The following is a 24,386-nucleotide window of genomic DNA, read 5'->3' on the forward strand; positions in this document are numbered from 1 at the left end:
ACAGAGCTCTCCTGACCGAATGAGGGACGGCTTTTTGAGCCGGCGGTTACTTCTGCCCTCGGCGTGCTCGACGCAGGTCTGCGACGATGCGAGCGCGCTCGGGATCCTTGGCCAGCGTGCGGTCGTCGATGACATCGATGACGTGCTGGATCAGTGCGACGACCTGCTTGGGCAGGACGACACTGAGCACGCCACCGACGACGGCGATGACGCCGGTCAGGGCAGCGGTACCACCGGAGGCCGTCAGCATGTCCACCGTGTCGGTGATGGGCATGATGCCTCCTTCGGGGTTGGCCAGATGTGGCCAGAACCCACCCGGCTTCGGGTGGGGGCATGAGGGCGCCGACGCGCAGCGAGGTGCGGCGGCGGATAGCAGGAGCGTCGAGCGCTTCCCACGGATGCCCTACTCAGATCAGGGCATGAAAAAAGCCGGTCCCGAGAGGGCCGGCCAGAGGCAGGGTCGTGCTGTCTTCAGTGTCAGCGTACAGAGCGGATGCGACACCCGGGAGATTCCGGGCAGACGCGTGCCGAGCGGGTCTCACAGTAGCGGAGCGGCCGGGCATGAAAAAAGCCGATCCAGAGGACCGGCTGTGGGCGCGCACTATGAACGCACGACGATGCTGACACATCTGACGGGCATTCGGCAAGAACTTCGTGGACAGTCGCCGCGCTTACCGCGGTCTCCGCCTACTGTCGCTGTCACGGTGGCGGTCAGGTGCCGCGCCGAGGGGGTGGGGCTTCTAAAGGCGAGCTTCGCCCCCGCCTTCTGCGCTGGCCGGCGCCCCAGGAGAGTGGTGATCTGCACCGCACTCCCTGCGACCAGCTGGGCGGCCGCCGCACGGAAGACCACCTGTTTCGGGTGGCGACCTCGGCGGGCTCGGCGGATGGACTCAGCGGCATGGCCGAATCGAACGATCCCCTGACAGGCGACATCGACGTGCAGCTCGTCACGAACGCGTACATCTACGGGTTCCCCTTGGTGTTCAACCTGCTCCAGGTGCTGCGGTTCACGACGGACGGCATCGGCGCAGTACCGGCCGCTGCGTTCAACACATTCAGTCACGGACGCACCCTTGCCGGCCCCGATGACACCTTCGTGACGATCAACAACGACACGCTCTACTCGATGGCTCAAGTCGACCTCAGCAGCGGGCCGGTGACGTTGCACGTGCCCGACACGGCAGGGCGGTACTACGTGCTGCAGTTCGTCGATGCCTGGACGAACAACTTCGCCTACGTCGGACACCGCGCCACCGGCACCGCCGCAGGCGACTACCTGCTCGTGCCACCGGACTGGGACGGCGAACCTGACGATGACGACACGGTCATCAGGTTCCCGACCACGGTTGCCTCCATCGTCGGACGGTGGGCAGTCGACGGCGACACCGACCTCCCGACGGTGCACGCGCTCCAAGACGCGACGACGTTGACTCCCCGCACGCCTGATGCTGCACCACACGGGCTGGCCGTTCCCGACCCGGAAGTGCCGGACGCGCTGGCGTTCCTCGAGCGCTTCCGCGTCTGGTCGCAGCAGTTCCCGCCGGCGCCGCGTGACGCCGCAGTGCAACGGTCCTTCGCAGGGCTCGGCGTGAATTCGGCGGCGTCGCCGTACGTTGGTTTGCCCGACGACGCCGTGGCGGCCCTGACGTCCGCACTCGAGGGGGCCTCAGCCCGACTGCGGCAGATCCTCGAGTCCGGCTCCAGCCCGCAGGTGAACGGCTGGAAGATGACGCTGCACGTGTTCGACTACAACCTCGACTTCTTCGAGGTCGGCGCGCTCGACGACGAGCGGTTCCGCATCGAGGATCCGACCGTTCGCTACGCCGAGCGTGCCGGTGCGGCGCTCGGCGGGTTGTGGGGTAACCACGCCTACGAAGCGGCCTACGTGATGACGTTCGTCGACGATCACGGCGACCAGCTCGACGGCACGCACGAGTACACCTTCCGCCTCGCACCACCGCCGCCGGTGGGTGCGTTCTGGTCACTCACGATGTACGGAGTGCCGGACTTCTTCCTCGTCGCGAACCCCATCAACCGCTACTCGATCGGCGACCGCACGCCGGACGTCGCCCAAGACGCCGACGGTGCACTCACGGTCACCATCGCGCACCAGCAGCCCGAGTCGCCCGATGCGAACTGGTTGCCGAGCCCCGCGGGACGATTCCGTCCGGTCCTGCGCATGTACGAGCCAGGTGACGAGGTCCTCGACGGGCGCTGGACCCCGCCCGCAATCGTGCGCACCGAACGGTAAGTCCCGTCGACGTCGCGAGCTACGCGACGAATCTGACAGCTAGAGCTACGACACAGAACAAACCGGCCACAGGCTTTCCTCCCTGAGGGCGTGGCCAAGTCCGCCAGGCCCGCGCGAGGTGCGCGGGGTTCGAGGTGCCGATGAGGACCGACAGCGCCGCTAATGCCGCTGGTGGACTTGGCGGCTCACGGCATCCGTGCGTAGGAGCGGAGAAGCTGCGCCAGACCGAGGGGCGATTCACCCTCATTCTGGGCATGAAAAAAGCCGGCCCCAAGTGGGTCCGGCTGATGAGGCAGTTCTGCTGCGTGGTAGCGCGCGTCGCGGGTGACCGCAACTCCGGAAGGAGATGCACTTCACCCGAGCGTCTCGATGGTACGGCCAGAAGCTGGCATGAAGAAAGCCGACCCAGTGGGGATCGGCTTTTGGGCGCACACGCTCGACGCGGGTTCAGCGTACTGCCGAAACGGACAGGCCTGCAACTACGCGGATCCGAGCGGCTGGCTATCGTCGGGCTCTTCGGGCGGCTGGCTCTTGAAGCGCGAGTCTCGGCGGGCGACAAGTCGTCGTCGGTACTCGGCCAGGAACGGGCCTCTCTGCACGTACACGGTTCCGTTCACCTTGACGGCGAGCACCCCTGCGTCGATGTAGCGGTTGAACGTGCGCGCGGTGATGCCGATGTGGCGGCAAGCGCGTTCCTTGGTCCACCACTCTTCGTCGTCTGGGAGCACGGGGGGTTCCAGTCCTACGCGCCGGCGTCGACCGCGCCGTCATTCACGGGCACCACTGACGGCACCCGTGGCGATGCCATGTCGGGCTACTTCGTCGGGGCGGTGATCAGCCCGGCGAGGGTGTCCAAGGCGCCGGGGACTAGGGAGAAGTACGCCCAGGTGCCGCGCTTCTCGCGGTGGAGGATCCCGGCGTCGACGAGGACCTTGAGATGGTGTGACACGGTCGGCTGGGACAGGCCGAGCGGTTCCTGCAGGTCGCACACGCACGCCTCGGCGCCGTCGTGCGCGGCGACCATCGAGATCAGCCGGAGCCGCGCCGGGTCGGCGATCGCCTTGAGCGACTTCGCCAGGACCTCAGCGGACGCCTGGTCCATCGGCTCGGTGGTGACTGGCGAGCAGCACGCGGTGACGTCCTGGATGGGAAGCAGCTCGATCGTCATGGGCTCATCCTCCCACGGACTTCGACACGCGTCTATATTTGCGTTCATCGATATCGACGTGCTTCGATGTACGCGCCGTCTTTCGGCTCCCGCTCGATCCTTGAAGGACCAGCCTGATGACTCACCTCCTCGCCGTCGGTGGCAGTGACGCCGGCATTGCCGCGGCGCTCCGCGCCCGTGAACTCGACCCGTCGACGGATGTGACGGTGGTGCTCGCGGATGAGTTCCCGAACTTCTCGATCTGCGGTATCCCGTACTGGGTGTCCGGGGATGTCGCCACGGAAGCGTCGCTCGCGCACCGCTCCCGCGCCGACCTCGAGGCCGCCGGTATGACCGTCCGCTCCTCCACGTGGGCTTCCGCCGTCGACGTCGACCGTCGCTTGCTGACCGTCATCGGTCCCGCCGGCGAGGATGAGATCTCCTACGACGAGCTGCTGATCGGCACCGGCGCCGAGCCGGTGCGTCCGGCTGGGGTCCCGTTCGGGGAGCCGGGCATTCACCTGCTGCACTCCATGACTGATGCCGAGCAGGTCGTCGCTGCCCTCGAGCTGCTGCCGGCGGGGAGCCGGGTCGCGGTCGTCGGTGCCGGCTACATCGGCCTGGAGATGACCGAAGGGCTCGTCGCCCGTGGGTTCGACACCACGCTGATCCAGCGCGGCCCGGAAGTGCTCTCCACCCTCGACCCAGAACTCGGCTCCCTTGTCACCGCCGAGGTCCGCCGCCACGGCGCGACCGTCCTGACTGGTTCCACCGTCACCGGGATCACACCAACCGCCGGCGGTGAGTGGCGCGTCGCCACCAGCTCGACGTCCGGTGATGCGGAGGGCACGTTTGCGCTCGTCGTGGTCTGTGTCGGTGTCCGCCCGGTCACGGACCTCGCTGTCGCTGCCGGCGTGCAGCTGGGTCAGGCCGGCGCGATCGTCGTCGACGCGTCCATGCGGACTGGGGTGCCGCATGTGTGGGCTGCGGGTGACTGCGTCGTGACGCACCACCGCCTCCTCGGCACGACCTGGTTGCCGCTCGGTACGACGGCGCACAAGCAGGGTCGCGTCGCCGGGGAGAACATGCTCGGTGGTAGCAAGGTCTTCGCAGGTTCCGTGGGGACGCAGGTGGTGAAGGTGTTCGACCTCGTCGCCGCCCGCACCGGCCTCCGCCAGCACGAGACCGGCCCACTGGACGTGTCGCCGCTGACGCGGGTGACGGTGGCGGATGACCACAAGCGGTACTACCCGGGTGCGGTGCCGCTGACGATCAGCGTCACCGGCTACCAGTCCACGGGCCGGCTCCTCGGTGCGCAGATCGTCGGTCAGCGGACTGCGGAGATCAGCAAGCGGATCGACACGTTCGCCACTGCCCTTTACGCGGAGCTCACCGTGGACGACGTCATCGATCTCGACCTCTCCTACACGCCGCCGCTCGGATCCCCGTGGGACGCCGTGCAGGTCGCCGCGCAGGGCTGGGAACGCGCCGCCGCAGCGGCGAACCAGGCCGGGGTGACCGCCTGATGGTGATGGCTGTGGTCGCGGCGGCGATCTTCGTCGCGACGCTCGTGGTGGTGATCTGGCAGCCCAAGGGCTTCCCGATCGGCTACACCGCGCTCATCGGCGCCGTCGTCGCCCTCGCCACCACTGTCGTTGGCCTCTCCGACGTCCCGACAGTGGTCGGGATCGTGTGGAACGCGACGCTGACGTTCGTCGCGGTGGTGCTGATCTCGTTGATCCTCGACGAGGCCGGGTTCTTCGAGTGGGCGGCCCTCCACGTCGCCCGTTGGGGCCGCGGCAACGGACGGCTGCTGTTCGTCCTCATCGTGGGCCTCGGCGCCGTCATCGCCGCGGTGTTCGCCAACGACGGTGCCGCGTTGATCCTCACCCCGATCGTCGTCGGGATGCTCCGAGCCCTGAACATGCCGCAGAAGGCAGCGCTGGGGTTCATCCTCGCCACCGGGTTCATCGCCGACACCGGCAGTCTGCCGTTTGTGGTGTCGAACCTGGTCAACATCGTCTCCGCCGACTACTTCCACCTCGGCTTCGCCGAGTACGCCGCCGTCATGATCCCCGTCGGCATCGTCTCGGTCCTGGCGTCCCTCGGCATGCTGCTGGCCTACTTCGGCAGGAGCATCCCGAAGCGGTATGACGTCCTCGCCCTCACTAACCCCGCCGCCGCGGTGAAGGACCGAGCGACGTTCCGCGCCGGCTGGGTCGTCCTGGCACTGCTGCTCGTCGGCTACTTCGCCGCCGACCCACTCGGCGTCCCCCTCGCAGCCGTCGCCGGTGTCGGTGCCGTCGTGATCGTGCTCGTTGCCGCCCGGCAGCCTGCATTCCTCTTCGCCCGCACTGCGTCTGCACCGGTCCTCGTTACCACCGGCGGCACCGCCACCGTCCGTGCCGCTGGTGGCGGAGCAGGGGCGCCGTCGGGGCGGGTGATTCCGGTGTGGAAGACGATCCGGGAGGCGCCGTGGCAGATCGTGCTGTTCTCCATCGGCATGTACCTCGTCGTCTACGGCCTCCAGAACCAGGGCCTCACCGACCACCTCGCGACGCTGTTCGACGTGTTCGGTGACCACGGGGTCCTCGTCACCGCGCTCGGCGTCGGGTTCACCATCGCGATCCTCGCGTCCCTGATGAACAACATGCCCACCGTCCTCATCGCCGCTCTCGCCATCAGCGGTGCCGGAGCGACCGGGCTGACGCACGACGTGATGGTCTACGCCAACGTGATCGGCTCCGACCTCGGCCCGAAGATCACCCCCATCGGCTCCCTCGCAACGCTGCTGTGGCTGCACGTGCTGGAGAAGAAGGGCATCCACATCGGGTGGGGGCAGTACTTCCGCACCGGCATCGTCCTCACCATCCCCGTCCTCGCCATCACCCTCGCCGCCCTCGCCGGCTGGCTCACCCTCATCCACTGAACCCGGAAAGACACACACCCATGAGTGACAAGCCCACGATCCTGTTCGTCTGCGTCCACAACGCCGGCCGCTCCCAGATGGCCGCCGGCTACGCCCAGGCCCTCGGCGGCGACCGCGTCGAGGTCCTCTCCGCAGGCAGTGAGCCGAAGGACCAGATCAACCCGATCGCGATCCAAGCGATGGCCGAAGACGGCATCGACATCGCCGGCAACCAGCCGAAGATCCTCACCACCGACGCCGTCCGCGACTCCGACGCCGTCATCACGATGGGCTGCGGCGACGCGTGCCCGATCTTCCCCGGAAAGCGGTACGAGGACTGGGACCTCACCGACCCCGCCGGCCGCGGCATCGACGACGTCCGACCCATCCGCGACGACATCAAGCACCGCGTCCAGACGCTCCTCGCCGAGCTGCTGCCCACCGAAGCAACCGCGTAACCGACAAGGAAGCCGCAGACCATGACGCTCACCCTCACCGTCCCACTCCGCACCGACGCGGACCGCCTCGCCGGGCTCCCCGTTGCCGTCATCGGTGCCGGCCCCGTCGGCCTCGCTGCCGCCGCGCACCTCCTCGAGCAGGGGCTCGACGTCGTCGTCTACGAAGCTGGCCCGACGGTTGGGACCAGCGTCCGCGCCTGGGGGCACACTCGCCTGTTCTCCCCGTGGCAATACGTCATCGACCCTGCCGCTCAGCGTCTCCTGGAAGCCACCGGCTGGGAAACGCCCCGGGCGTCATCGCTGCCCACAGGTCACGACCTTGTCGACACGTACCTGGCACCCCTAGCTGCGACCCCGCAGCTCGCACCGGTGATCCAGTACGGCACCCGCGTGGAAGCCGTGTCACGGCACGGCATGGACCGAACCCGCTCCACCGGCCGCGCCGACACCCCATTCCTGCTCCGCCTCCACACCGCCCACGGGACACACGACGTCACCGCGCGTGCGGTCGTCGACACCTCCGGCACCTACACGTCCCCGAACCCCCTCACCGCCGCTGGGCTTGCACCTGCCGCGGACCTCGGCGACCGGGTCGTCCACGCGCTGCCTGACGTCCTCGGCGCAGACCGGGACCGGTTCGCCGGTCGTCGGGTCCTCGTCGTCGGTGCCGGCCACTCCGCGGCAAACACACTCATCAAGCTCGCCAGCCTCGCCAAGACCGCGCCGGGTACCGACGTGCTCTGGGCGATTCGTAACCCGGGCACCGCCCGGCTCGGAGCGGACGCCGCCGACGGGCTCGCTGCCCGCGGGCAGCTCGGCTCCACCGTCCACGGGCTCGTCGAGTCCGGTCAGGTGCAGCAGATCGCGTCGTTCGAGATCGACGACGTCCGACCCGATGGCGACCAGGTCACCGTCACCGGCCGACGTGCCGGAGAGCCGTTCGAGGTGAGGGTCGACGTGATCGTGAACGCGACCGGGTTCCGACCCGACCTCGACATGCTCCGCGAGATCCGCCTCGGCCTCGACGACATCGTCGAAGCACCACGAGCCCTCGCACCACTGATCGACCCGAACCTGCACTCCTGCGGCTCTGTTCCCCCGCACGGTGTCGCGGAGCTTGCGCACCCTGAGCCGAACTTCTTCATCGCCGGCATGAAGTCCTACGGCCGCGCACCCACGTTCCTGCTCCTCACCGGCTACGAGCAGGTCCGCTCCATCGCCGCCGAACTCGCCGGAGACCACACCGGAGCCCGACAGCTCGAACTCGTCCTCCCCGAAACGGGTGTCTGCTCCACCGACATCGGTGGCAGCTCCTGCTGCACCACCCCGGCCGCCACTGCCACTCCCGCAGCTGAGGACGCTGCCTGCTGCACTCCGCCTGACTCGGCTACCGGCAACACCTCGTGCTGCACCAACTGACCGAACCTGCGTCCATGACCACGAAGCCCACTGTCCTGTTCATCTGCAAGCACAACGCCGGCCGCTCCCAGCTCGGCGCAGCACTCCTCGAACTCGCCGCACCCGACCGGTACACGGCCACCTCCGCCGGCATCAGCCCAGCCGACGAGTTGAACCCCTCGATCGCCGCGACCGTGGACGAGCTCGGCCTCGACATCACCGGACGCATACCCCGGCGCGTGACGCCCGACCTACTCGAACAGGCGGACATCGTCGTCCTTATGAAGCCCGGCCTTGAGCTGCCTGCAGAACCACGCGGCACGGTCCTGGAGTGGTCGTTCCCTGACCCGACCTCCTGGTCGCCAGACGACGTGCGACCGATGCGGGACGCCGTCGCGGAACGCATCGAGCGAGAGCTCCTGCAGCCGTAGCAACCGGCCAACCCGACACGGAGCGAAGTCCGACTCACGACACGGAGCAAAGCTGCTCACACCATAGGTCATCCACGTTTGCAGACTGACGAGGTGCGGTGACGTTCACTCCGTCCCGACAGCCGGTCGTTGGCTGGGCACTTCGCTGACTCGGGGCGGTGAGCCGTTCCGTCCTACGTGGCGCCGGGCAGCTCCGTCGCACATAGGTGGTCCGGAACGAATCTCAGTAAGGGCGCGTCATACGGTCGCATTCCAAGCGTCGGTGCCTGTTCGTACGATCCGTGTCGTGGGTCGTCGTCGTTCGAATCGTTGGGTGCCGCCGCAGCCGTTCTCGCTTGAGGAAGAGGCGCGAGGCGAGGACGTGCGGGAGCTTGAGCAGCCGATGCCGGTGTACGCCTGGTTCCAGCTGCCGGACAGGCTTATTCGCCGAGATGATGCGGTCGCTCGAAGCATGACTCGTGATGCGGTCTGGGTGGAAGCGGGTCGCGGCGAGACGAAGCTGACGGCATGGGTGTTGCGGAGTGCGGTGCGGCATCGAGCCGAGGAGCGGTCGAGCTGATCCGCACTGTCAAACGCTGAATAGCGTGCAGCGACGTCCCACAAGTACTTGCCGCGCCTCGTCGGTGAGCAGGGAGGTCGAACCCTCCGAGGCGACGCTCCACGTGTTTCGCCCCGGTTCAACGACGGCGAAGGGTTGCGCGTCGGCGTAGATGGCGAGGACCGTTCTATCTGGCGCTGTGCGGCCGAGATCGAGAAGCAGCTCACCGCGCCAGGTGGGTACTCGGGCGGTGTAGCTGTATGGACCGTCGGGTGCGTTGTCGGGTAGATCGAACAAGCGGTCAGAGCCTGTCCCCACGAGCACCGCGTGGGCGGCGGAGCGTCCGAGGAGATCGGCGATGTCGAACAGTGCGTCGCTGACGAAGGGGGCGGTTTAGAAAGGCACTCCACCAGTGCGGACGTCCATGGTGCTCCGTGCGGAGGAGGACGAAGCGAGCGTTGTCGCGAGTCTCGCTGACCACGAGGACGCTACCGACGGTCATCTGTGCGAGGAGTTCTGCGGCGCCGGTCAGCGTGAGGGGCTTGGCTGCGGTCTCCGCGTTGAAGCGCGAGTTCTCAAGCGAGTTGTCAGTCACATGGGGAGCTATGCGGCGAAGTCCGATGCCCGTCAAGCGGCCCCTTACGGAGTGTGGCGGATCGCGTTCGCAGGGCGCCCCTGGTCAGGGGGATTCCCGTTTGACGGGTGGGTGGCCGCGGACGCCGGCGATGTTCGGCAGGTGAACGAAGAGCGAGATCCGGTCGGTTGGTGGTTCGCCGCGAACGCGGAACGCTGCCGCGCCGATGCGGTCAAGCTCTGGTGCGAACAGGCGTGCCTTGGCTGCGGAGATGTGGCCGACTTTTCGTGTGGCGTCCCAGACGGCGACGGCGTTGTTGTCATGTCGGTTCCGTGGTTCGCGCACGAGCCAGTACTCGTGCCCGCCGACGGAGTGGCGGTGCCGGTCCGGCACGTAGGCGAAGGTGCCCTTGACTCGGAACCGGGAAGCGGCCAGCGACGTGAGGTCCTCGGCGTCGCTGAAGTCGGGGTGACGCTCCCGACGTTCTTGTGCTGCCGCTTGCAGCGTTGCAGCGGGCGCCCCGGTCGCTACCTTCGGCTTCGCTGGCTGCGAGGTCGTGTCCGGCGGGGTGGATGAAAGCGGAGCCCGTTTCGATTGGTGCCGGAGCGCGCGGACGGCGAAGTACGCGATCACCAATGCGCATAGGACGACGAGCAAGGCAGCCACGATCGAAGCGTACGGACGCTTTCGACTCGGCTGCAATGCCCCACTCGAGGGCACGTCTCCCCGGTTGCCCCAATCGGCTACCCGTCGATCGGTGTCCGCAAGTGTTGATTCAACGCCGCGTCCAGTTCTCGCGGCAGCCACAGGAACCCGGGCGCCTGATTCGGGGCCTCGGGGACCGCATGCAGTGCTGGAACGAGCTGAGTGATGGCGTCGTTGACCGTGACGACCTGCGCCTCGTATACGTCGGCCTGGTACCAGCGCGGCCCGACTCGGGTCCGGGCGCCACCGTCTGGTCGTGCGGTGACGGGCCAGCACGACCACCGCCACTGGTAACCGACTCTGGAGACATCGCCGCAGACGTACACGCGGTCGGCCCAGCCGAGGACTTCGAAGGTGTTGACGCTGCCGAACGTGCCGGCGTCGTCGAGGTCGAAGGTGCGCATGATCGCCGCCCACGGGTTCTGCGGGGTGCGTGCACGGACGATGTCCTTCGCCTGCTGCAGGTTGTTGAGCGGCTCCCATGCTGTGCGGGTGTCGTTGTCGCGGTACCAGAACTCCTCCTCGGCCTCCGCGTCCGGGGCCAGCAGTAGGGAGGGCAGGAGCTCGAGGGCTCCTGACGCTGCCAGCGTGTTGTCGATCCTCATCTCGGTTTGGTGTTGGTCACGATGGAAGATTCCAGCGGAGGTCGTAGACAGTGTCGGCGAGGAACTGGAGCCGGTTGCGGATGTCGTGGAGGGCTTTGTTGTCGTCGTCGTTGCGGGTGTCGGCGCGGAGGAGTGTGTTGGCGGTGATGAAGTCGTCCGTGTGGTTGCTGTACCCGGCTGCTTTCGCGGTGGGGAAGATGGTGGGGTCGGCGGGGATGATGAGTTCGGTGCCGGCGTAGTCGTGGTCTTCGGGTTCGAAGCCGAGTCCGGGCATGTCGATCTCGGCCGGGGCGTAGGCGACGAGGCGGAACGGCGGCGGAACGTGGTCGGGCCGGAACCGGGATGCGTCGCGTTCGGTCGCCCACCTGCCCGACATCAGGCAGCCCGCACCGATCAGAACTTCTGCTTGATGCTGAATCGGCAACGCTGACCGCCACCTCGCGCGGATTCCACCCACCCCGGGATAGCACGCGATCGAAAAGTCCACGAGGCCGCCGACCTGACGGGATTCCCATCCGATGCTGGTCCTGTGCACGCGTTTGCCAAGTCGTGCGAGTGCGTCATCCACCTGCCCCGGCATGAATCCTCCACGTTCGACAAGTTCGTCGAAGGTGGCCCCGTTCACGGCGAGCATCCGTGCCACAGCGAACGTGATGTAGATCGGGGCGGCGTCCTTCCACCGATCCCTGCTACCCAACCGCTGCTTCCCGTCTGCCCAAACGCGCCGTCGCTCGACGTCAACGAGGAGGACGTTCGCGTTCTGTTCCGCGAGCGCGATCAGCGACGGTGACAGCACCCGCGGCACCAGCAGGATCAGTTCAGAGTCGTCGTGCTGTTCGGTGCGGGGGTTCTTAGTGGCGGTGTGAAGGCGCGCTCGGCGTCCGTCGGCGAGGCGGAGCATGTCGTACGACTCCACGACCGCGTGCAGGCGGGCGAGGGCGAGGACTCCGAGGGCGTCGGTGAGGTCCGCGGTCTCGCCGAGCCCGTACGGGAGGGTGATCTGCGGTCGTCCGGCCCAGGCGTCGGCGACCCATTGCAGTGCTGGGCCCATCAGCGGCGCTCTTCTGGGGTGTCGGGTCGGATGAGGGCGATGAGCCAGCGGGCTTCGGTGAGGAACGGCTCCCACCCGTCGCGGGTGTCACCGTGTGCGGGTTCACAGCGGTAGCCGCCGTCGCTGTCGGTGCTACTGACGAGGACCTGCCGGAGCTCGGAGTCCGGTGGGTCCCGGAAGTACATGTGTCCGTGGGTGCCGGCCATGTCGAACGCGACGGTGAGCAGGAACAGCTCCGGTCGGGTGGTCACCACCGCCACCGCCGTCCGCGGAACAAGGCGATGACGGTGGCGACGGGCCGTCCTTGCTGCATCCAGGCCAACGGTGTCAGGGGCACGTCGTCGACGCTGAGGAACTGCCGGGGTGTGGTCATGAACTCGGTCATCGCGGCCGCGTCGAGTAGCCGCTGCGGCGCTGCCGCGAAGAGGACGTCAAGCCCCGGCAGGAGACTGGCCGGGTCGCCGAACTCGGGGAGGGCGGGTTGGACGATCTGCCAGGTGGGGATTCGTTCTTCGCCGTCGAGGTCGAAGCTGGTCAGCAGGTTCGACCCGAACAATTCACCGACCTCATCAACGCTGATCTGCAGCGCGGCGGCGGCTTCCGCTTCCGTGAGAGTCGCTTCCAGCAGGTGCCGACGGATGCGCGCCTGCGTCGCCCGCCACCACTCCTCGGGCACGTCAGCACCATCAGCAGGAGCGGCACCGGGTGCGCCTGCGATCTGTCGGCCTTGGTCGGTGTAGGCCTGGAGCTGGTCGATGCTGATCTCACCGCGGGCGTACATCCACAACTGGCCTTGCCAGGGCATGTCGTCCGGGAACCCTTCGAGGTAGCCGGAGTGGATGACTTCCCGGACCGCTTTTTCCCGCTTCGCGATCTCGGAGGCGGGGATGAGCAGGGTTTGGACGATGCGGTTCGCTTCGCGTGTTGCGGGGATGGTCAGGTCGGTGAGATGCCGCCGGTTCCGGTCAACGAGCTCGTAACCGGGCTCTTTGTCGCTGTGTTCAATCATGATCCGCGCCATCGACGCTGCCGGGTCGTCGGTGTCCTCGAGGAGGACATGCCCCCAGAGGATCCGGTCGTTCGAGAGGTGTAGGGAAACCAGACGCATCATCAGCAGTACCTCCAAGAAATCGTCAACAGGCGAGCGGGACCGGGGCAGGTCAGCTGGCCGGTGGGTTGGGTCGGGTTCGGCCGATGCGTTCCGGCTGCTCGGTGAGGATGAACCGCATCAGGCGCTCCGTTTCCGCCATCGCCGCGACCGACACGTCGCTCCCGGTCGGGTCGGTGGTGGTGAGGCGGAACCAGGGCTCCTCGTCCGAGTGGTCGACCAGAACCGTCGCCCACGGCCCATCCGGATCGTTCGAGTCAGTGAAGATGGCGGCGCCGAAAAACCGGACGTCGTCGAACGCCAACGTCAGAGACACCAACTGCAACCTCACGGACGGCTCTCGTTTGCTTCGTCGGTCATTGGACGTGCAACCAGCGGAGGTCATAAGTGGCGTCTGCGCGGAAGCAGCAGCTGCCGCAAGGGCGCCGGCTGCGGTGCTCGACGGTCAGACATCGCGGGCCAGCCGCGGATCGTCCTCCGCCAGCCGTTCCAAGCCAAGCCCAGACGCTTCGAGAATCGCGTCCTCAGACTCTTCCGTCGCGACGAAGGACCCGATCTGCGCGTTAGCGGCGACAAGAACCTCGATACGGCTCCGGGCATCCAGCACCACTGCGGCAACTTCCTCGTCGCTGCAGTCGGAGGTGAATTCCGGCTTCGACGGGTGCAGGGCTGGGAACTCGAGCTGCTGTACCGGTGGGTGCCACTTCACGCCGACGCGGAGCACGCGGCCGTCGGCGTCGCTGCGGTAGAACATGGACCCGAACGGGTGGCCCATGTCGAGGGTGAGGTCCGCTCCGTACAACGTCCACCCCGCGGCGGCGTAAGTCGGGTCCCAACGCTGCACGATGAGGGCACCGATGCCCATCTCGAGTCCAGGGACGAGGGCTTGGTCGTCGCGGACGTCGGCGTAGAGCTCCTGCAGGTTCGGGGGACTTTGGTCGCGCATGCTCGACAGCGGGATACGCGCTACGGTGCGAACGGCTGCACGGCCTGGCCGCTTCCCGGGACCCGAGCCCATGTCGGGGGAGTTTCCGCTCATCGGCCGGCGCTCTTGCCAGCGGTGGCAGCCGGGCGGCGACGGTACCGGAGCGTCGTCAGGACGCAGACGGTGGGGGGTGCGACGTGAAGCATGTCGAGGACGCTACGAGAGCGCTCCGTTCTTCGCAGCCGTTTCGGCCGCTCTGAGTCCGGCAGCAGGAAAGCTGACGAGCTTCAGCGGGAGTCGCGGTGCTGCGCCATGGCTTCTGGCGCGTCGTCGGTGGCGAGCCGCGTTGACCCCACTTCGCGGGGCATGACGGGTCCCGTCGGCGCCATTTTGTCCCGCGAACGAGGGTCTTTCGCCGATTTTCGGCTCTGCTGGTGCTCGCGAACAGGATTTCAGCCCCGCTCCCGGACGCGCTCTGGCATAGGGCTGACATCGGCGGAGAACCACTCCGCCCCAACTCGGAAGACCCCAGCCATGAACTCCAACAAGTACAACACCGTCACCTCGATCGCCTTCTGCACGCGCACGACCCCGCACCGCCATAGCATGCTGGAGCTGCAGCAGCTCCGCATCGCACGGCACCGGGCCGGCCAGCGCGGCCAGCAGAAGATCACCTGCCCGATGATCCGTCAGTGGCGAGGCGAGTTCGAGGACATGTACGAGGTGCGGACCGAGCCGGAACCGGTCGAGGTGTCGCGCACGAGCGAGGCCGACCTGCGCGTCAGTCGACGGGTGGAGGCCGACGTGCAGGTCAGCAGCGTGCTCCTCCGCTGGCACTGCACCGAGTGGCCTGTGGTGACCATCCGCACCTGCGGGGAGACCGACCTCGACGGCGAAGCGCCGATCCCGGCACCGGCGCCCGCACCGAACGACCCCATCTGCGGCGGATACGCGCACCGCCTCGACGCCACCCAGCTCCCACCGACCCGCCAGTACGACTACCAGGGGTACGACAAGCACCGTTCCGACCGCGCCACCGCCCTCCAGCGCGCCGCCGAGCGGTGGTTCGACGCAGCCTTCGCTCCCACCGTGCAGACGGTTCCGCGACGCGCCGGCCAGCGAGTGGCCTTCGACGCGACGAACATCCGCCTCACCGCAGCCCGGTACAGCCCGCAGCAGTCGAACGACGACGCTGGCTGGGACGAGAAGACCCCGTCGCCGGTCCGTCGGCAGTCCGCGTGGGAGGTCGAGTACGCCGTCATGACCCGCCACACCTCCGAGTCGAGTTTCCTCGGCTCTGTCCGCTGAATCGCTTTTCCCGAACGCGAGTCACCGCCGGAAGAAGGGAACGCCAACAAGCAGCACGCTTCATCAGGTCATCGAAAGCGCCGTCCACCACAGGTGGGCGGCGCTTTCGTCGTATCGGAGGCGCTTCAGAAGGCAGCGGGCGAGGCGCTCGCGTCAGCGATCGCCGTCAGAGACGCTCTTGGAGCGTCGGTGGCTGTCGTTCCAGCCGGGGATGTTGGCGTCAAGCCATCGCCTTTGGTCGGTGGTTCGTGGTCGGTCCTTTTGGAACCGCAGCCACTGCAGTGCGTTGACGCCGCAGATAACGACGGTGCGATCCGGGCGGCGTCCGTCATGCCTGTCCATCCAGGTCGCGACTGCGTCAGCGATCTCAGACCATGTAGCTCTCGTTGCCGCGACGTTCCATCCGGGCACGTGCTCGTCGAGCCATTGGCCCCGCTTCACCTGCATGGCTCCTTCGCCCCGCTTCTGATCAATCTCCCGTTGGAAGACGAGCCACGTGCCGAGGGAATATCCGTCCACTACCTCACGGGTATGCGGAAAACGGTCGTTCGTGCGAACGAACTTCTGTAGCGTTTCGGCCTGTCGATTCCACAGCTGCTCGCTCGGGGACAGTTCCCACTCGGGCACCCATGTCTCGAGGTAGTACTGCCGAGCTGGATGCAAGGTTTCGCCGGTCCTGGCCTTGCCGAGCCGCCGCTGCTTGTCGAGCCACGCGCCGATCTTCAACCCCCGCGAGACGGTGGTATGCGGTGGGAGAAGCTTCTTCTTCTCGACGTAGTCGCGGACTTCCTCCGCATGCTCGAACCAGGTGTGTCCGAACTCCTCAGGGCCGTCCCAATCCTCTCGGGGGATTTCATCGCGATTCCGGGGTCGTTCGTTTCGCATGCAGCGACTCTTCCGAACCCGCGTTGCTGATCGAAAGCCGACTCGCCCGATGCCCCCCGTACTGGGTCGGCGATTCAAACTTCGGGCCCGGCTATGTCCGCGTCGCACACTTAGGAGGGCACGCGCGGAAGGATGGCATCATCAGCCCTCTTCGCTGGTCTCGCTGTCGGAGTCGTGTGGCGCCTCGGACTCGGCGCCCAGTATCTCGAGGTTGCCGGTGGCCTCACCGTCGATGGTGATCTGCCGCGGGTGAGAACCCAATTCCGTGAGTGCGTGCTGCGCTTCCTCGGTGAATCGGTTGACGTTCTGGCGGCTTTGCAGCAGTCGAAGCTTGGCGTCGCTCGCCTCCGCCCATCCCTGTCGCCACCCCGCGACGAGCCGCGGGATCGCGCTGCTCACGCGCTCGGGATGCTTGAGGACATACATGAACAGCGAGGCCGCACCGCCAGCGCTGGCCACGCCTGCGCCGACGTGCACCCATGCGAGCAGGTCCAACGGGGAGCCGGCGGACATCCGGCGCACCGCAAGACCAGGCAGGTCATCGTTTGAGCCTGGCTCGACGGCTCGGATGCAGGCGTCCCAGAGGCTCGAGAGAGCGAGGATGGTCAGCCCCGCATCCCGCGCGGTCCACTCTGGGCGATCGATGCGAACGGCGATCTGCAAGCCATCTACGGGTCGAAGCCAGTGATCGATCTCGAGTCCATCGAGTCGACGCACGTTGAGGTGCTCGTTCGCCAAAGCAAGCCACTCCAACGAGTAAATGCGCTCGTCACGACGCCCGAGGTTGAGCCACTGCGGCTCCGGGAGTGTGCCGGCAGCGATCATGGCTCGCACTCCGTCTGGTTTCACGCCGAGCAGCCGGGCTACGACACTGGTCGACAGATGTGTCGGGTCATCTCGACGAGTCGTTGTCACACGCGGACGCTAACCTCATGCGATGGCCAGGTGAGGAAGACTCGCCCCATAACGAGAAGGAAAATCTCATCGTGACCGACGACGTGCCCGTGATCAGCTGCCGGGATCATGTCGACCGGGCCCCTTCTCCGGATTCTGGTCGGAACTCGCGGGGAGGGACACCACGCTTCAGAGCAGATCTCCTCGTGCAGGGCCTCGCAACCAAGAAGCTGCGGACCACAGGGGAGAGCTGGTTCACGAGCTGGCGGCGACGCCAACAGGGGTTTGCGGACGGGCAATTCCGTCTGGTACCCGAAGAAGGCAACCCTGCAGACGCGACGGCAGTAGGGGTATGGCTCGACGACGAACAAGTTGCCTACATCTATGGAGACGATGCAGAGCGGTACACGGCGGCGCTCACGCATGTCGGTTGCAATCTCCTGGTCAACGCGGTGCAAACGGAGGACGGGCTCGAGCTTCGAGTCGAGGCACCGGCACCTCGCGCACTCAAGAAGCTCCTCCGAACCGCCGATCCGTCAACGTTCGTTCCCTTGCCGGCGCCAGTATCGATCGCCGCCGGCCCTCGTGCAGGTCATGACATGCGTCGCTACCCTGCGCCCGTAGGGGACTACTCGCTGCCGCCATCCGTTTGGTGGCCAATAACGGGCGGGCGCCGTTCGGGCGGCACGACGGCGGACAGTCCGGGGGCCGTCTCCACCTGCCCGCTGTGCCTCAATCCGATGGATCAGACGACAGCACGAAGAGTGAACGCAACTCGGAACAAGACCGCCGCCCGAATGATCTGCCCAGAGTGCTTCATCGAAATCGGCCCCGGCGAACGACCCAGAGGCGTCGAACTGACGCCAGACCAGATCGTCGCGAGCATGAAGCAATACCACGCGGTCACCGGCGCCATCCCTCGGCAGGGGGGCTCGGGCTACGCGTTCCTTGATAAGTACCCGAGAAGCGCATCGCCGGAGGAGCTCCTTGCCTTCCTTCGCCTCATCTGGGACTGGCCAGATCGCTCGACAGTCAACGAGGTGTTCGGCAGCTGGCATGGAGCGCTCGCAGCATCTGGCGTACTCGGCGACGGCACAGAACGCATGAGCCGCGGCGTGCGATCCATCGCCAACGACGGACATCTCTGCCTGTCCTACGGGGAACGAACAATCGACGACTGGCTCCACAAACAAGGCATCGCCCACACCCGCGAACCCTCCTACCCCGGCACGAACTACCGCGGCGACTTCCTCGTGGGCGACCTCATCATCGAGTACCTGGGACTCCATGGAGACCCCGACTACGACGCACGCTTCGCCGCGAAACGCAGGGCAGCCGAACGTGCAGGGCTCGACGTCTTCGAGATCACACCGCGAACGCTCGGCGACTGGGATGCCCTCGCGCTCCGGCTCAGCCGACGACCAGCTCGCTGGGCGCCGACAGCGAAGCCAGTCACTCCCGCTCCCACTGCGCAGACAGTCAAGCCAGCACCGGAAGGACCGACCGGGGCCCCTGGATGGCGGACCGATCCGCTGAACGCCTCCGGCCAGCGCTACTTCGACGGATATGCATGGACGCACCACACATTGAACGGTCGGGGCGAGTGGCGGGCGCACAGTCCGCTCGGCGACCCCGCGCGCAGCGCAGCGCAGGAGTGGGTACGGCGTGAGCGGCCCGTGCCAGAAGCGCCCCAGGCTGCGCTCGGCAAGCTCGGAAGGGATCCTGACGGGTTGGCGTTCTGGCTCGCAGCGATCGACGAGCACGAGAATGGCGGTCAAGCACGAGCTGCGGACTCAGCGCTCGCGCCCGCCTATAGGGGCTTCATCCGCTACCTCGAGACGGATGGTGCAGCGATGACGGCAGCGATGGACCGGTGCGCGCGCTTTGACCGGGCCGGTAGCCGAACGCTCAACGACCGCGCGATGCACATCTTCTACCAAGCTGGCGTCCGCCCCGACTTCGCGGCCGCCGGGCTGACCTTCCGCGCCTGACAACTGCCTGCGGCAAACGGACGCAATGAGCGTTATCGGCCCCAAGCGGAGCGATTGAGGTCTCGGGTGATGGTCGCGGCTGGGACGCGCGAGACCGTGCTGACGAGTTGGCGCAATCAAGATAGGATATGAGGATCCGCCATCTTCAAAGAGGAATGACTGTGGCATCAGCTCAATACCGAAGCTTCTCTCGTGCGCCCAGCTGGACCCGCGATGGCTCGCGTGACCCAAACAACACAGACACCTGGATAGCCTGGCTGGTCGAAGAGGGGCTCGTTCACGATTTCCTACCGCACCCTGCGGGGACCTGTCGTAAATGTGGCTCTCCTGTCGCAGGACGATATGACGGCAGCTATTGGCCGCTCTGCTTTCACTGCCGCGAGCAGGCGGAGCTCGTCGATTACTTGGTGCCAATCTCGTACAGCACTGATTCTGGGCTCGAAAGTCTCATCAAGCATTACAAGGACTTTGGTGACTCGTGGACCCGGGCGCCGCTTGCCACTCTTCTCTGGGAGGGCCTGGACCGGCACGGTGACTGCGTGCGCACGGTGGCGGGTCCGGATGCGCTCTACACCTGGGTGCCGGCAGACGACGAGACGCGCAGCTTCGATCACATTCATGACCTCCTGACTGCTGTTGAGGCTGAAGACTCGTTCGGCTGGCGCAACGATGTCATTGAGCGGAACCGCTCTGTTCCTCGTCCAGGGCCGAAGCGGACCCAACAGCTAGTCAACCCCGACGCTTACACGGTCACGTGTGACGTCCGTGATCGGACCGTGGTCCTGCTGGACGATCTATGGACCTCGGGGTCCTCTCTATCTAGCTCGGCCGCAGCTCTGAAAAGGGCTGGTGCGCGGCGGGTGGTTGGCCTGGTGCTGGGCAGACAGATCAATCGCGGCTACGTCATAGGGCGAGGGGGCGAGGTATTCGCGGAGGTTGAAGCACGAGGCTGGAACTTCACGGAGTGCGTCCTGTGCGCCCAAACGTGACGCCACGGCGCGACTGGGTGCGGGTGTCGATCCTGACCCGGCCGGCCGCGCTCCTGCTCCGGATCCCGAATGCCAGCGGAGATACCTTGTCTTTGCGAGACTCTGCAGGTCGTCAGGTCATCAGACCGACGTGCTCGGGCTCGGAGCCGTGGACGAGTCGGACGTGCGACACTGGAATCATGGCTGAGGTCCTGACGTCGGTGGATGTGTGTACGGTGCTTCCATGACGACGGCCACGAAGGACTGCGAGCAGCTTGCCGCGCTTGTGGCGCTGCTCTTTCATGGAGACCGTCGGTACAAGCCGTCCCAGCTGCGACCGCTGTTCGAAGCTGACCTCACGCCGCTCGACGTCCTTCACCATGGCGACGGGTCAGCGCTCGTACCTGAGGATAGGTCAGATCTGCTTGCCCTTGCCGCTGCAGATCTAGAACGATGGCAGGCGGCTGGAATCTCGCTCCTCAGTCCCTTCGCTGAGAAGTACCCAGCTCAACTGGCGGCAGTTTTCGACTACCCGGTACTGCTGTTCGCCAAAGGCCGTGTTGCGGACGACGAACGGTCCGCGGCTCTCGTGGGGAGCAGGGGCGTGTCGGATGCGGGATTGCGATTCACCGATAGAACTGCCCGCCTGCTCGTGGATGACGGCGTGACGGTGGTGTCCGGTCTCGCACGCGGAGTAGACGGTAGTGCGCACGCGGCCGCTCTCGACGCTGGGGGCCGGACGGTGGCGGTTCTAGGCAATGGACTCAATCGCGTCTACCCGGCCGAGCATCGCGACCTCCAGGCGCAGATTGCTTCCTCAGGGTTGCTCATATCGCAATTCCTTCCTGATGCGAGTCCAACCAGGCAGAGTTTCCCGCAACGGAACATTGTAATGAGCGCGTATAGCTCTGTAACCGTGATCGTCGAAGCTGCAGAAAAGTCCGGCACGCGTATCCAGGCGGACGCTGCAGTGAAGCATGGTCGACCACTGGTGCTCACGTCGCAAGTTGTGGAGAACACAACCTGGGGGCGAAAGTATGCAGATGGTGGCTATAACGTCGAGGTTGCTTCGAGTCCGGACGGTGTGAAGCTTGCGGTGTCGGCGCTCCTCGCACGGTCGCACACTCCTGCACCTTCGGCAATGTAGACGTGGCCTCAACCCAGGAAGAGTACGCACTAAGCCTGCTGCCTTCGCTGCTAATCAATCCGATTCGAATCCCGGGGGTGACGTGCGCGGTCTGTGCGGAGCCAACAGGCGGCCTGCTGCGCTGCCGAGTCTGCGAGAGCCATATCGCGCGCTGGGGAAACGCGCTCGCGGATCGCGTGGTGCCGCTGACCTACGCATCTGACCAGGTGAGTCGGCAGGTTCGCTACGATCTGCGGCAGTACAAGGATGGCGAGCGAGCGGGCGGGGTGGCGGGTGCCCGCCTCAGCTACGTCGTGTGGTACTCAATCCATCGTCACGGACGCTGCGTCACCATCGCCTCAGACGCTCGTCCCACGGCAGTCATCCCTGTGCCGTCGGGGGCAGCACCCCGGCACGAAGGGCATCCTCTGCTCGAGTTGGCTAAGTACTTCGGATTGCCCATCGTCGCACCGGTTAGGACTCGGCCCGCCAGAGCCCGCGAGGTCGATCCGGACTCGCTTCGCATCGATGATGACTTGCGCGGTCAGCACGTGATCGTGTTCGACGACACATGGACGACAGGCTCATCCGCTCAGGCCACCGCGGTCGCTGCTCGACGCGCTGGGGCGACGGAAGTAACCGTCATGGTCATAGGTCGCTGGGTTAATGGGAGCTGGGCGCCGACTGGCAAGCTATTCAGCACGTCGCCGCCGCCACAGTGGCGGCCGGACGTCTGCCCGGTGACAGGCACCTTGTGCGCTGCTCCATGACCTCCGCCTGAGATAGGTAAGACGAGTCCGTGGGCCGAGAGCGCTTAGCGCGAGGGACTGAAGCCAGGATCGAGACGAAGGGGCCGGTAGCGCGGTCGCCGCGCATCTCGAAGCGGGCAACGAGGCGCGCGGTGTTGGATCTCCTCTACCACGACGCTGTCGTCCCGGCGTGAGTATCAGGAGGCCTAGGGGAGACTTCGTATCCTGAAAGCGCCGAAGGCCTGCCGGCGCGCTGGCGCTGCATCAGTTCGGGGCAGGACTCATCTGGGTTGCGGTGTGACATTCCTTGGCCAGCAGCGAAGAGCAGGTCGTTGAGTCAGTTGCTTTCTCTTGGTCCCGGGGTGGCAATTCCGCCTCCTCGAGCAGGAAGTAGCCGCTGGCCGCAGCCGCACGGTCGACACCGAGTAGGGCACCCACCACGACTACGGCCCGCAGGAACGTTCCTGCGGGCCGTACTCGTGTTGACGTCAGCCGTGGCTGAGGGTGCGGTCTCCGAGCGGCTCCTGCAGTGGCAATGCGCCGCGCAATGCGTATCCGACGGCGGCGCACGGCTCCTGTTGCTTCTTACCCCAAGCCTGAACCGTCACGGTCGTTGTTGACTCATCGACGGTGACGCCCATCGGGGCCACGCAGTCCTTGTTTTGCACACTCACGACCACGCTGCCGGCCGCCGTCGAGCTTGTCGAAGACCAGTCGAGCTTCACAAGGCCCTTCGTGCTAGCGACTACCGGCAGCGCAGATGAAGTCGAAGTCGCGCTCGGAACGACCGTCGGCGACTGGGCTGCTTCTCTCGCCGAGCAGCCAACGAGAGTACCCATCGTCAGGACGACGAAGACCGTTCCGAGCACGACGGTTCTCATTAGCCGACTGTAACGCTGGTGCCGAGGATCTGCTTGATGCGGTTCGCGTTCGAGTAGTACACGGTGTGCCCACCATTGCTTTCAGCAGAGATGGTGCCGGTGACGAGGAACTTTCCCCCGGTGGACGGAGCGAGCACGGGACCGCCGCTATCGCCTGGGCGGGTCACGATGGCGTTCGGGTTGTTCGCGGAGTCGATGCCGCATTCGTGCACCGTCTTACCCTCCTCGGTCATGTTGGTGCAGCCGTTCACCATGTTGACCTTCGCGTTGCACACGTACCCGGTGGTGGTCCCGTCGGTGCAGATTGTGGCACCGATGGCGGAGACTGCGGCGCCGGCGATGTGAGCGTAGGTGACATTGCCCTTGTCACCGTTGAGGTATACGCCCTTGTCGAAGCCGTTACCGCCGCTGAGAAGTGCGACGTCCGGGTTGTTGGCTTCCCAGTGGACGCTCGATGCGGTGCCGGCGGAGCCGGAGGACGCGATGGTGCCGTTGTCGTAGTACCCCTGCTGCCACTTCGCACCGTTCGGTCCGCAGTGACCGGCGAAGAGCATCTTGCCGCCCCACAGCGCGGTGGTAGAGCACCAGACGATCTCGTCGCCGGCGTCCCGGATGATGCGGACGCCGCCGGGGTAAGTCGGGACCGTCAGGAATGGTTCGTACGGACCGACTGTCAGACCGCCAGGGACACCACCAGTGCTGGGCGTGCCCGACGCGGGGATCGCCGATGCGCGTGCTCCCGCGCTGGGGTTCAGCAGCTGCTTCGCGGCCGCTGACGACTTGGGTGCGTGGCCGATAGCAGCCTCAGGCTGGTCCTCCTGGGTGATGACGGTGTCCGTGCCCAGTCGGTCGACCAGAGCTTCAGCTTGCTGCGTGGTGTAGGAGGTCAGACCGACGTGCAGGGTGTTTCCCTCGTCGAGGTACCAGACCGACAGTTGGTCGTCGCGGAGCCCTGCGGCGGTGACCGCTGGCGGGACGAGCGCGAGCTGCTGGTCGTGGGTCAGTGGTGCTGCGTTGGCTGCCGCCGGCAAGGTCGCGAGCATCGTTGCTGCGACCATGACGGCAGAGCCGAGCAGCGCTGTTGTGCGCTTCATTGCTCAGAATCCCCTCGAGGCGGTCAGCCCCTCCGACCGCCTATGAGCGACCCTCGCGTACACCTAACGGGGAGTCAATGAAAGGGTGCACAGGTCTGTCTACAGCCCGTCACCACGGTGCGGGCAGCCCCGTCTCTTGTTCGTGGACGAGGCCGCCGACGATGCGCACGTCGTGGAGGAGGTCGCGGATTAGGTTGACCGTGGTGCCGAGGAGCGCGGCGATGGCGGACAACGGGAGAGTGCCAGGGGTGTCCCCGTGGATGGTGCCCGCCCAGTGGTCGGTGACGCCGCCGAGTTCGGTGCTGTTGACGAAGCAGCGCGGTCGTGTGCATCGGCGCGAATCTGGCGCATCTGTGCGTCCAGAGAGCGGCCGGAGCTCGCCGTCCTATCG

Annotated in this window: 26 protein-coding genes; 11 read left to right on the forward strand and 15 right to left on the reverse strand. The window is 66.3% G+C overall.

The features are described from left to right. Nucleotides 1-46: 46 nt before the first annotated feature. Nucleotides 47-274: a hypothetical protein gene (locus EDF53_RS11765; RefSeq protein ID WP_123293742.1), complete on the reverse strand. Its 228-nt coding sequence runs from the start codon at nucleotides 272-274 to the stop codon at nucleotides 47-49. 624 nt (nucleotides 275-898) lie between these two features. Between EDF53_RS11765 and EDF53_RS11770 the strand changes: the two genes are divergently transcribed. Next, nucleotides 899-2,251, forward strand: coding sequence for a DUF1254 domain-containing protein (locus EDF53_RS11770; RefSeq protein WP_123293743.1), 1,353 nt, complete (start codon nucleotides 899-901; stop codon nucleotides 2,249-2,251). A gap of 479 nt (nucleotides 2,252-2,730) precedes the next feature. On the opposite strand, the gene EDF53_RS11775 is transcribed toward EDF53_RS11770, so the two are convergent. Together EDF53_RS11775 and EDF53_RS11780 are read right to left on the reverse strand one after the other, a co-directional pair. After that, the gene (locus EDF53_RS11775; protein WP_123293744.1) at nucleotides 2,731-2,979 is read right to left on the reverse strand and encodes a hypothetical protein; all 249 of its coding nucleotides are present in this window, start codon (nucleotides 2,977-2,979) and stop codon (nucleotides 2,731-2,733) included. An 86-nt stretch (nucleotides 2,980-3,065) separates the two neighbouring features. Continuing rightward, nucleotides 3,066-3,419, reverse strand: a complete 354-nt coding sequence (locus EDF53_RS11780; protein WP_123293745.1) for a metalloregulator ArsR/SmtB family transcription factor — start codon at nucleotides 3,417-3,419, stop codon at nucleotides 3,066-3,068. Nucleotides 3,420-3,535: 116 nt separating this feature from the next. Between EDF53_RS11780 and EDF53_RS11785 the strand changes: the two genes are divergently transcribed. From EDF53_RS11785 to EDF53_RS11810, 6 genes are all read left to right on the forward strand, one after another. Next, a complete protein-coding gene (locus EDF53_RS11785) occupies nucleotides 3,536-4,924 on the forward strand; it encodes an FAD-dependent oxidoreductase (RefSeq protein ID WP_123293746.1) in 1,389 nt (462 codons plus the stop codon). Nucleotides 4,925-4,929: 5 nt separating this feature from the next. Beyond that, nucleotides 4,930-6,327 carry an arsenic transporter gene (locus EDF53_RS11790; RefSeq protein WP_123293747.1) on the forward strand — a complete coding sequence of 466 codons (1,398 nt, stop codon included), beginning with the start codon at nucleotides 4,930-4,932 and terminating at the stop codon, nucleotides 6,325-6,327. Between the two features lie 20 nt (nucleotides 6,328-6,347). Further along, a complete protein-coding gene (locus tag EDF53_RS11795) occupies nucleotides 6,348-6,764 on the forward strand; it encodes an arsenate reductase ArsC (protein ID WP_123293748.1) in 417 nt (138 codons plus the stop codon). A gap of 21 nt (nucleotides 6,765-6,785) precedes the next feature. Further along, nucleotides 6,786-8,183, forward strand: a complete 1,398-nt coding sequence (locus tag EDF53_RS11800; RefSeq protein WP_123293749.1) for an FAD-dependent oxidoreductase — start codon at nucleotides 6,786-6,788, stop codon at nucleotides 8,181-8,183. Nucleotides 8,184-8,197: 14 nt separating this feature from the next. Continuing rightward, nucleotides 8,198-8,593: a low molecular weight phosphatase family protein gene (locus tag EDF53_RS11805; protein WP_123293750.1), complete on the forward strand. Its 396-nt coding sequence runs from the start codon at nucleotides 8,198-8,200 to the stop codon at nucleotides 8,591-8,593. A 286-nt stretch (nucleotides 8,594-8,879) separates the two neighbouring features. Then, nucleotides 8,880-9,152 (forward strand): hypothetical protein, encoded by a 273-nt coding sequence (locus tag EDF53_RS11810; RefSeq protein WP_123654327.1) that lies wholly within the window; start codon nucleotides 8,880-8,882, stop codon nucleotides 9,150-9,152. A 658-nt stretch (nucleotides 9,153-9,810) separates the two neighbouring features. Here EDF53_RS11810 and EDF53_RS19370 read toward each other — a convergent pair. From EDF53_RS19370 to EDF53_RS11840, 7 genes are all read right to left on the reverse strand, one after another. Continuing rightward, nucleotides 9,811-10,371 (reverse strand): HIRAN domain-containing protein, encoded by a 561-nt coding sequence (locus EDF53_RS19370; protein ID WP_159573340.1) that lies wholly within the window; start codon nucleotides 10,369-10,371, stop codon nucleotides 9,811-9,813. Between the two features lie 77 nt (nucleotides 10,372-10,448). Continuing rightward, the gene (locus EDF53_RS19375) at nucleotides 10,449-11,015 is read right to left on the reverse strand and encodes a hypothetical protein (protein WP_159573339.1); all 567 of its coding nucleotides are present in this window, start codon (nucleotides 11,013-11,015) and stop codon (nucleotides 10,449-10,451) included. Nucleotides 11,016-11,031: 16 nt separating this feature from the next. Then, the gene (locus EDF53_RS11820; RefSeq protein ID WP_148058335.1) at nucleotides 11,032-11,931 is read right to left on the reverse strand and encodes a hypothetical protein; all 900 of its coding nucleotides are present in this window, start codon (nucleotides 11,929-11,931) and stop codon (nucleotides 11,032-11,034) included. A 134-nt stretch (nucleotides 11,932-12,065) separates the two neighbouring features. Continuing rightward, nucleotides 12,066-12,317, reverse strand: coding sequence for a hypothetical protein (locus EDF53_RS11825; RefSeq protein ID WP_123654325.1), 252 nt, complete (start codon nucleotides 12,315-12,317; stop codon nucleotides 12,066-12,068). Continuing rightward, nucleotides 12,314-13,192 (reverse strand): antitoxin VbhA family protein, encoded by an 879-nt coding sequence (locus tag EDF53_RS11830; RefSeq protein ID WP_123654324.1) that lies wholly within the window; start codon nucleotides 13,190-13,192, stop codon nucleotides 12,314-12,316. The genes EDF53_RS11825 and EDF53_RS11830 overlap by 4 nt, the downstream gene beginning before the upstream one ends. A 34-nt stretch (nucleotides 13,193-13,226) precedes the next feature. After that, nucleotides 13,227-13,505 carry a hypothetical protein gene (locus EDF53_RS11835; RefSeq protein ID WP_123293755.1) on the reverse strand — a complete coding sequence of 93 codons (279 nt, stop codon included), beginning with the start codon at nucleotides 13,503-13,505 and terminating at the stop codon, nucleotides 13,227-13,229. Between the two features lie 114 nt (nucleotides 13,506-13,619). Beyond that, nucleotides 13,620-14,120 (reverse strand): hypothetical protein, encoded by a 501-nt coding sequence (locus tag EDF53_RS11840; protein ID WP_123293756.1) that lies wholly within the window; start codon nucleotides 14,118-14,120, stop codon nucleotides 13,620-13,622. A gap of 513 nt (nucleotides 14,121-14,633) precedes the next feature. Here EDF53_RS11840 and EDF53_RS11845 point away from each other — a divergent pair. Beyond that, nucleotides 14,634-15,407 (forward strand): hypothetical protein, encoded by a 774-nt coding sequence (locus EDF53_RS11845; protein ID WP_123654322.1) that lies wholly within the window; start codon nucleotides 14,634-14,636, stop codon nucleotides 15,405-15,407. A 153-nt stretch (nucleotides 15,408-15,560) separates the two neighbouring features. Here the strand turns inward: EDF53_RS11845 and EDF53_RS11850 are convergent, their stop codons facing one another. Both EDF53_RS11850 and EDF53_RS11855 read right to left on the reverse strand, forming a co-directional pair. Then, nucleotides 15,561-16,292 (reverse strand): hypothetical protein, encoded by a 732-nt coding sequence (locus tag EDF53_RS11850; RefSeq protein ID WP_123293758.1) that lies wholly within the window; start codon nucleotides 16,290-16,292, stop codon nucleotides 15,561-15,563. Nucleotides 16,293-16,433: 141 nt separating this feature from the next. Continuing rightward, nucleotides 16,434-17,117, reverse strand: a complete 684-nt coding sequence (locus EDF53_RS11855; RefSeq protein ID WP_123293759.1) for a hypothetical protein — start codon at nucleotides 17,115-17,117, stop codon at nucleotides 16,434-16,436. 161 nt (nucleotides 17,118-17,278) lie between these two features. Here EDF53_RS11855 and EDF53_RS18980 point away from each other — a divergent pair, with 161 nt between their 5' ends. The 3 genes from EDF53_RS18980 to EDF53_RS11865 all read left to right on the forward strand — a co-directional run bounded on the left by EDF53_RS18980 (nucleotide 17,279) and on the right by EDF53_RS11865 (nucleotide 21,292). After that, entirely contained in the window at nucleotides 17,279-19,177 is a 1,899-nt protein-coding gene (locus EDF53_RS18980) for a DUF2510 domain-containing protein (RefSeq protein WP_148058336.1), read from the forward strand. A gap of 407 nt (nucleotides 19,178-19,584) precedes the next feature. Continuing rightward, complete coding sequence (locus EDF53_RS18985; RefSeq protein ID WP_148058337.1) at nucleotides 19,585-20,166, forward strand: hypothetical protein; 582 nt, start codon at nucleotides 19,585-19,587, stop codon at nucleotides 20,164-20,166. A gap of 223 nt (nucleotides 20,167-20,389) precedes the next feature. Beyond that, nucleotides 20,390-21,292 (forward strand): DNA-processing protein DprA, encoded by a 903-nt coding sequence (locus EDF53_RS11865; protein WP_123293761.1) that lies wholly within the window; start codon nucleotides 20,390-20,392, stop codon nucleotides 21,290-21,292. Nucleotides 21,293-22,508: 1,216 nt separating this feature from the next. On the opposite strand, the gene EDF53_RS18990 is transcribed toward EDF53_RS11865, so the two are convergent. The 3 genes from EDF53_RS18990 to EDF53_RS19655 all read right to left on the reverse strand — a co-directional run bounded on the left by EDF53_RS18990 (nucleotide 22,509) and on the right by EDF53_RS19655 (nucleotide 24,227). Next, entirely contained in the window at nucleotides 22,509-22,901 is a 393-nt protein-coding gene (locus EDF53_RS18990) for a hypothetical protein (protein WP_148058338.1), read from the reverse strand. Continuing rightward, a complete protein-coding gene (locus tag EDF53_RS11875; protein WP_148058339.1) occupies nucleotides 22,901-23,995 on the reverse strand; it encodes a hypothetical protein in 1,095 nt (364 codons plus the stop codon). Before EDF53_RS11875 ends, EDF53_RS18990 begins: the two co-directional genes overlap by 1 nt. Before the next feature lie 109 nt (nucleotides 23,996-24,104). After that, nucleotides 24,105-24,227, reverse strand: a complete 123-nt coding sequence (locus EDF53_RS19655; protein ID WP_260215513.1) for a hypothetical protein — start codon at nucleotides 24,225-24,227, stop codon at nucleotides 24,105-24,107. Between the last annotated feature and the right edge of the window lie 159 nt (nucleotides 24,228-24,386).

The organism is Curtobacterium sp. PhB78 (assembly GCF_003751685.1).
In the GTDB taxonomy this organism is placed as follows: domain Bacteria; phylum Actinomycetota; class Actinomycetes; order Actinomycetales; family Microbacteriaceae; genus Curtobacterium.

What these genes read in the sequence shown, in the direction of transcription:
- EDF53_RS11765 (WP_123293742.1), bottom strand. Translation starts at nt 274, where the DNA reads ATGCCCATCACCGACACGGTGGACATGCTGACGGCCTCCGGTGGTACC.
- EDF53_RS11770 (WP_123293743.1), top strand. Translation starts at nt 899, where the DNA reads ATGGCCGAATCGAACGATCCCCTGACAGGCGACATCGACGTGCAGCTC.
- EDF53_RS11780 (WP_123293745.1), bottom strand. Translation starts at nt 3,419, where the DNA reads ATGACGATCGAGCTGCTTCCCATCCAGGACGTCACCGCGTGCTGCTCG.
- EDF53_RS11785 (WP_123293746.1), top strand. Translation starts at nt 3,536, where the DNA reads ATGACTCACCTCCTCGCCGTCGGTGGCAGTGACGCCGGCATTGCCGCG.
- EDF53_RS11790 (WP_123293747.1), top strand. Translation starts at nt 4,930, where the DNA reads ATGGCTGTGGTCGCGGCGGCGATCTTCGTCGCGACGCTCGTGGTGGTG.
- EDF53_RS11795 (WP_123293748.1), top strand. Translation starts at nt 6,348, where the DNA reads ATGAGTGACAAGCCCACGATCCTGTTCGTCTGCGTCCACAACGCCGGC.
- EDF53_RS11800 (WP_123293749.1), top strand. Translation starts at nt 6,786, where the DNA reads ATGACGCTCACCCTCACCGTCCCACTCCGCACCGACGCGGACCGCCTC.
- EDF53_RS11805 (WP_123293750.1), top strand. Translation starts at nt 8,198, where the DNA reads ATGACCACGAAGCCCACTGTCCTGTTCATCTGCAAGCACAACGCCGGC.
- EDF53_RS19375 (WP_159573339.1), bottom strand. Translation starts at nt 11,015, where the DNA reads ATGAGGATCGACAACACGCTGGCAGCGTCAGGAGCCCTCGAGCTCCTG.
- EDF53_RS11840 (WP_123293756.1), bottom strand. Translation starts at nt 14,120, where the DNA reads ATGCGCGACCAAAGTCCCCCGAACCTGCAGGAGCTCTACGCCGACGTC.
- EDF53_RS11845 (WP_123654322.1), top strand. Translation starts at nt 14,634, where the DNA reads ATGAACTCCAACAAGTACAACACCGTCACCTCGATCGCCTTCTGCACG.
- EDF53_RS11850 (WP_123293758.1), bottom strand. Translation starts at nt 16,292, where the DNA reads ATGCGAAACGAACGACCCCGGAATCGCGATGAAATCCCCCGAGAGGAT.
- EDF53_RS11855 (WP_123293759.1), bottom strand. Translation starts at nt 17,117, where the DNA reads ATGATCGCTGCCGGCACACTCCCGGAGCCGCAGTGGCTCAACCTCGGG.
- EDF53_RS11865 (WP_123293761.1), top strand. Translation starts at nt 20,390, where the DNA reads ATGACGACGGCCACGAAGGACTGCGAGCAGCTTGCCGCGCTTGTGGCG.
- EDF53_RS18990 (WP_148058338.1), bottom strand. Translation starts at nt 22,901, where the DNA reads ATGAGAACCGTCGTGCTCGGAACGGTCTTCGTCGTCCTGACGATGGGT.
- EDF53_RS11875 (WP_148058339.1), bottom strand. Translation starts at nt 23,995, where the DNA reads ATGAAGCGCACAACAGCGCTGCTCGGCTCTGCCGTCATGGTCGCAGCA.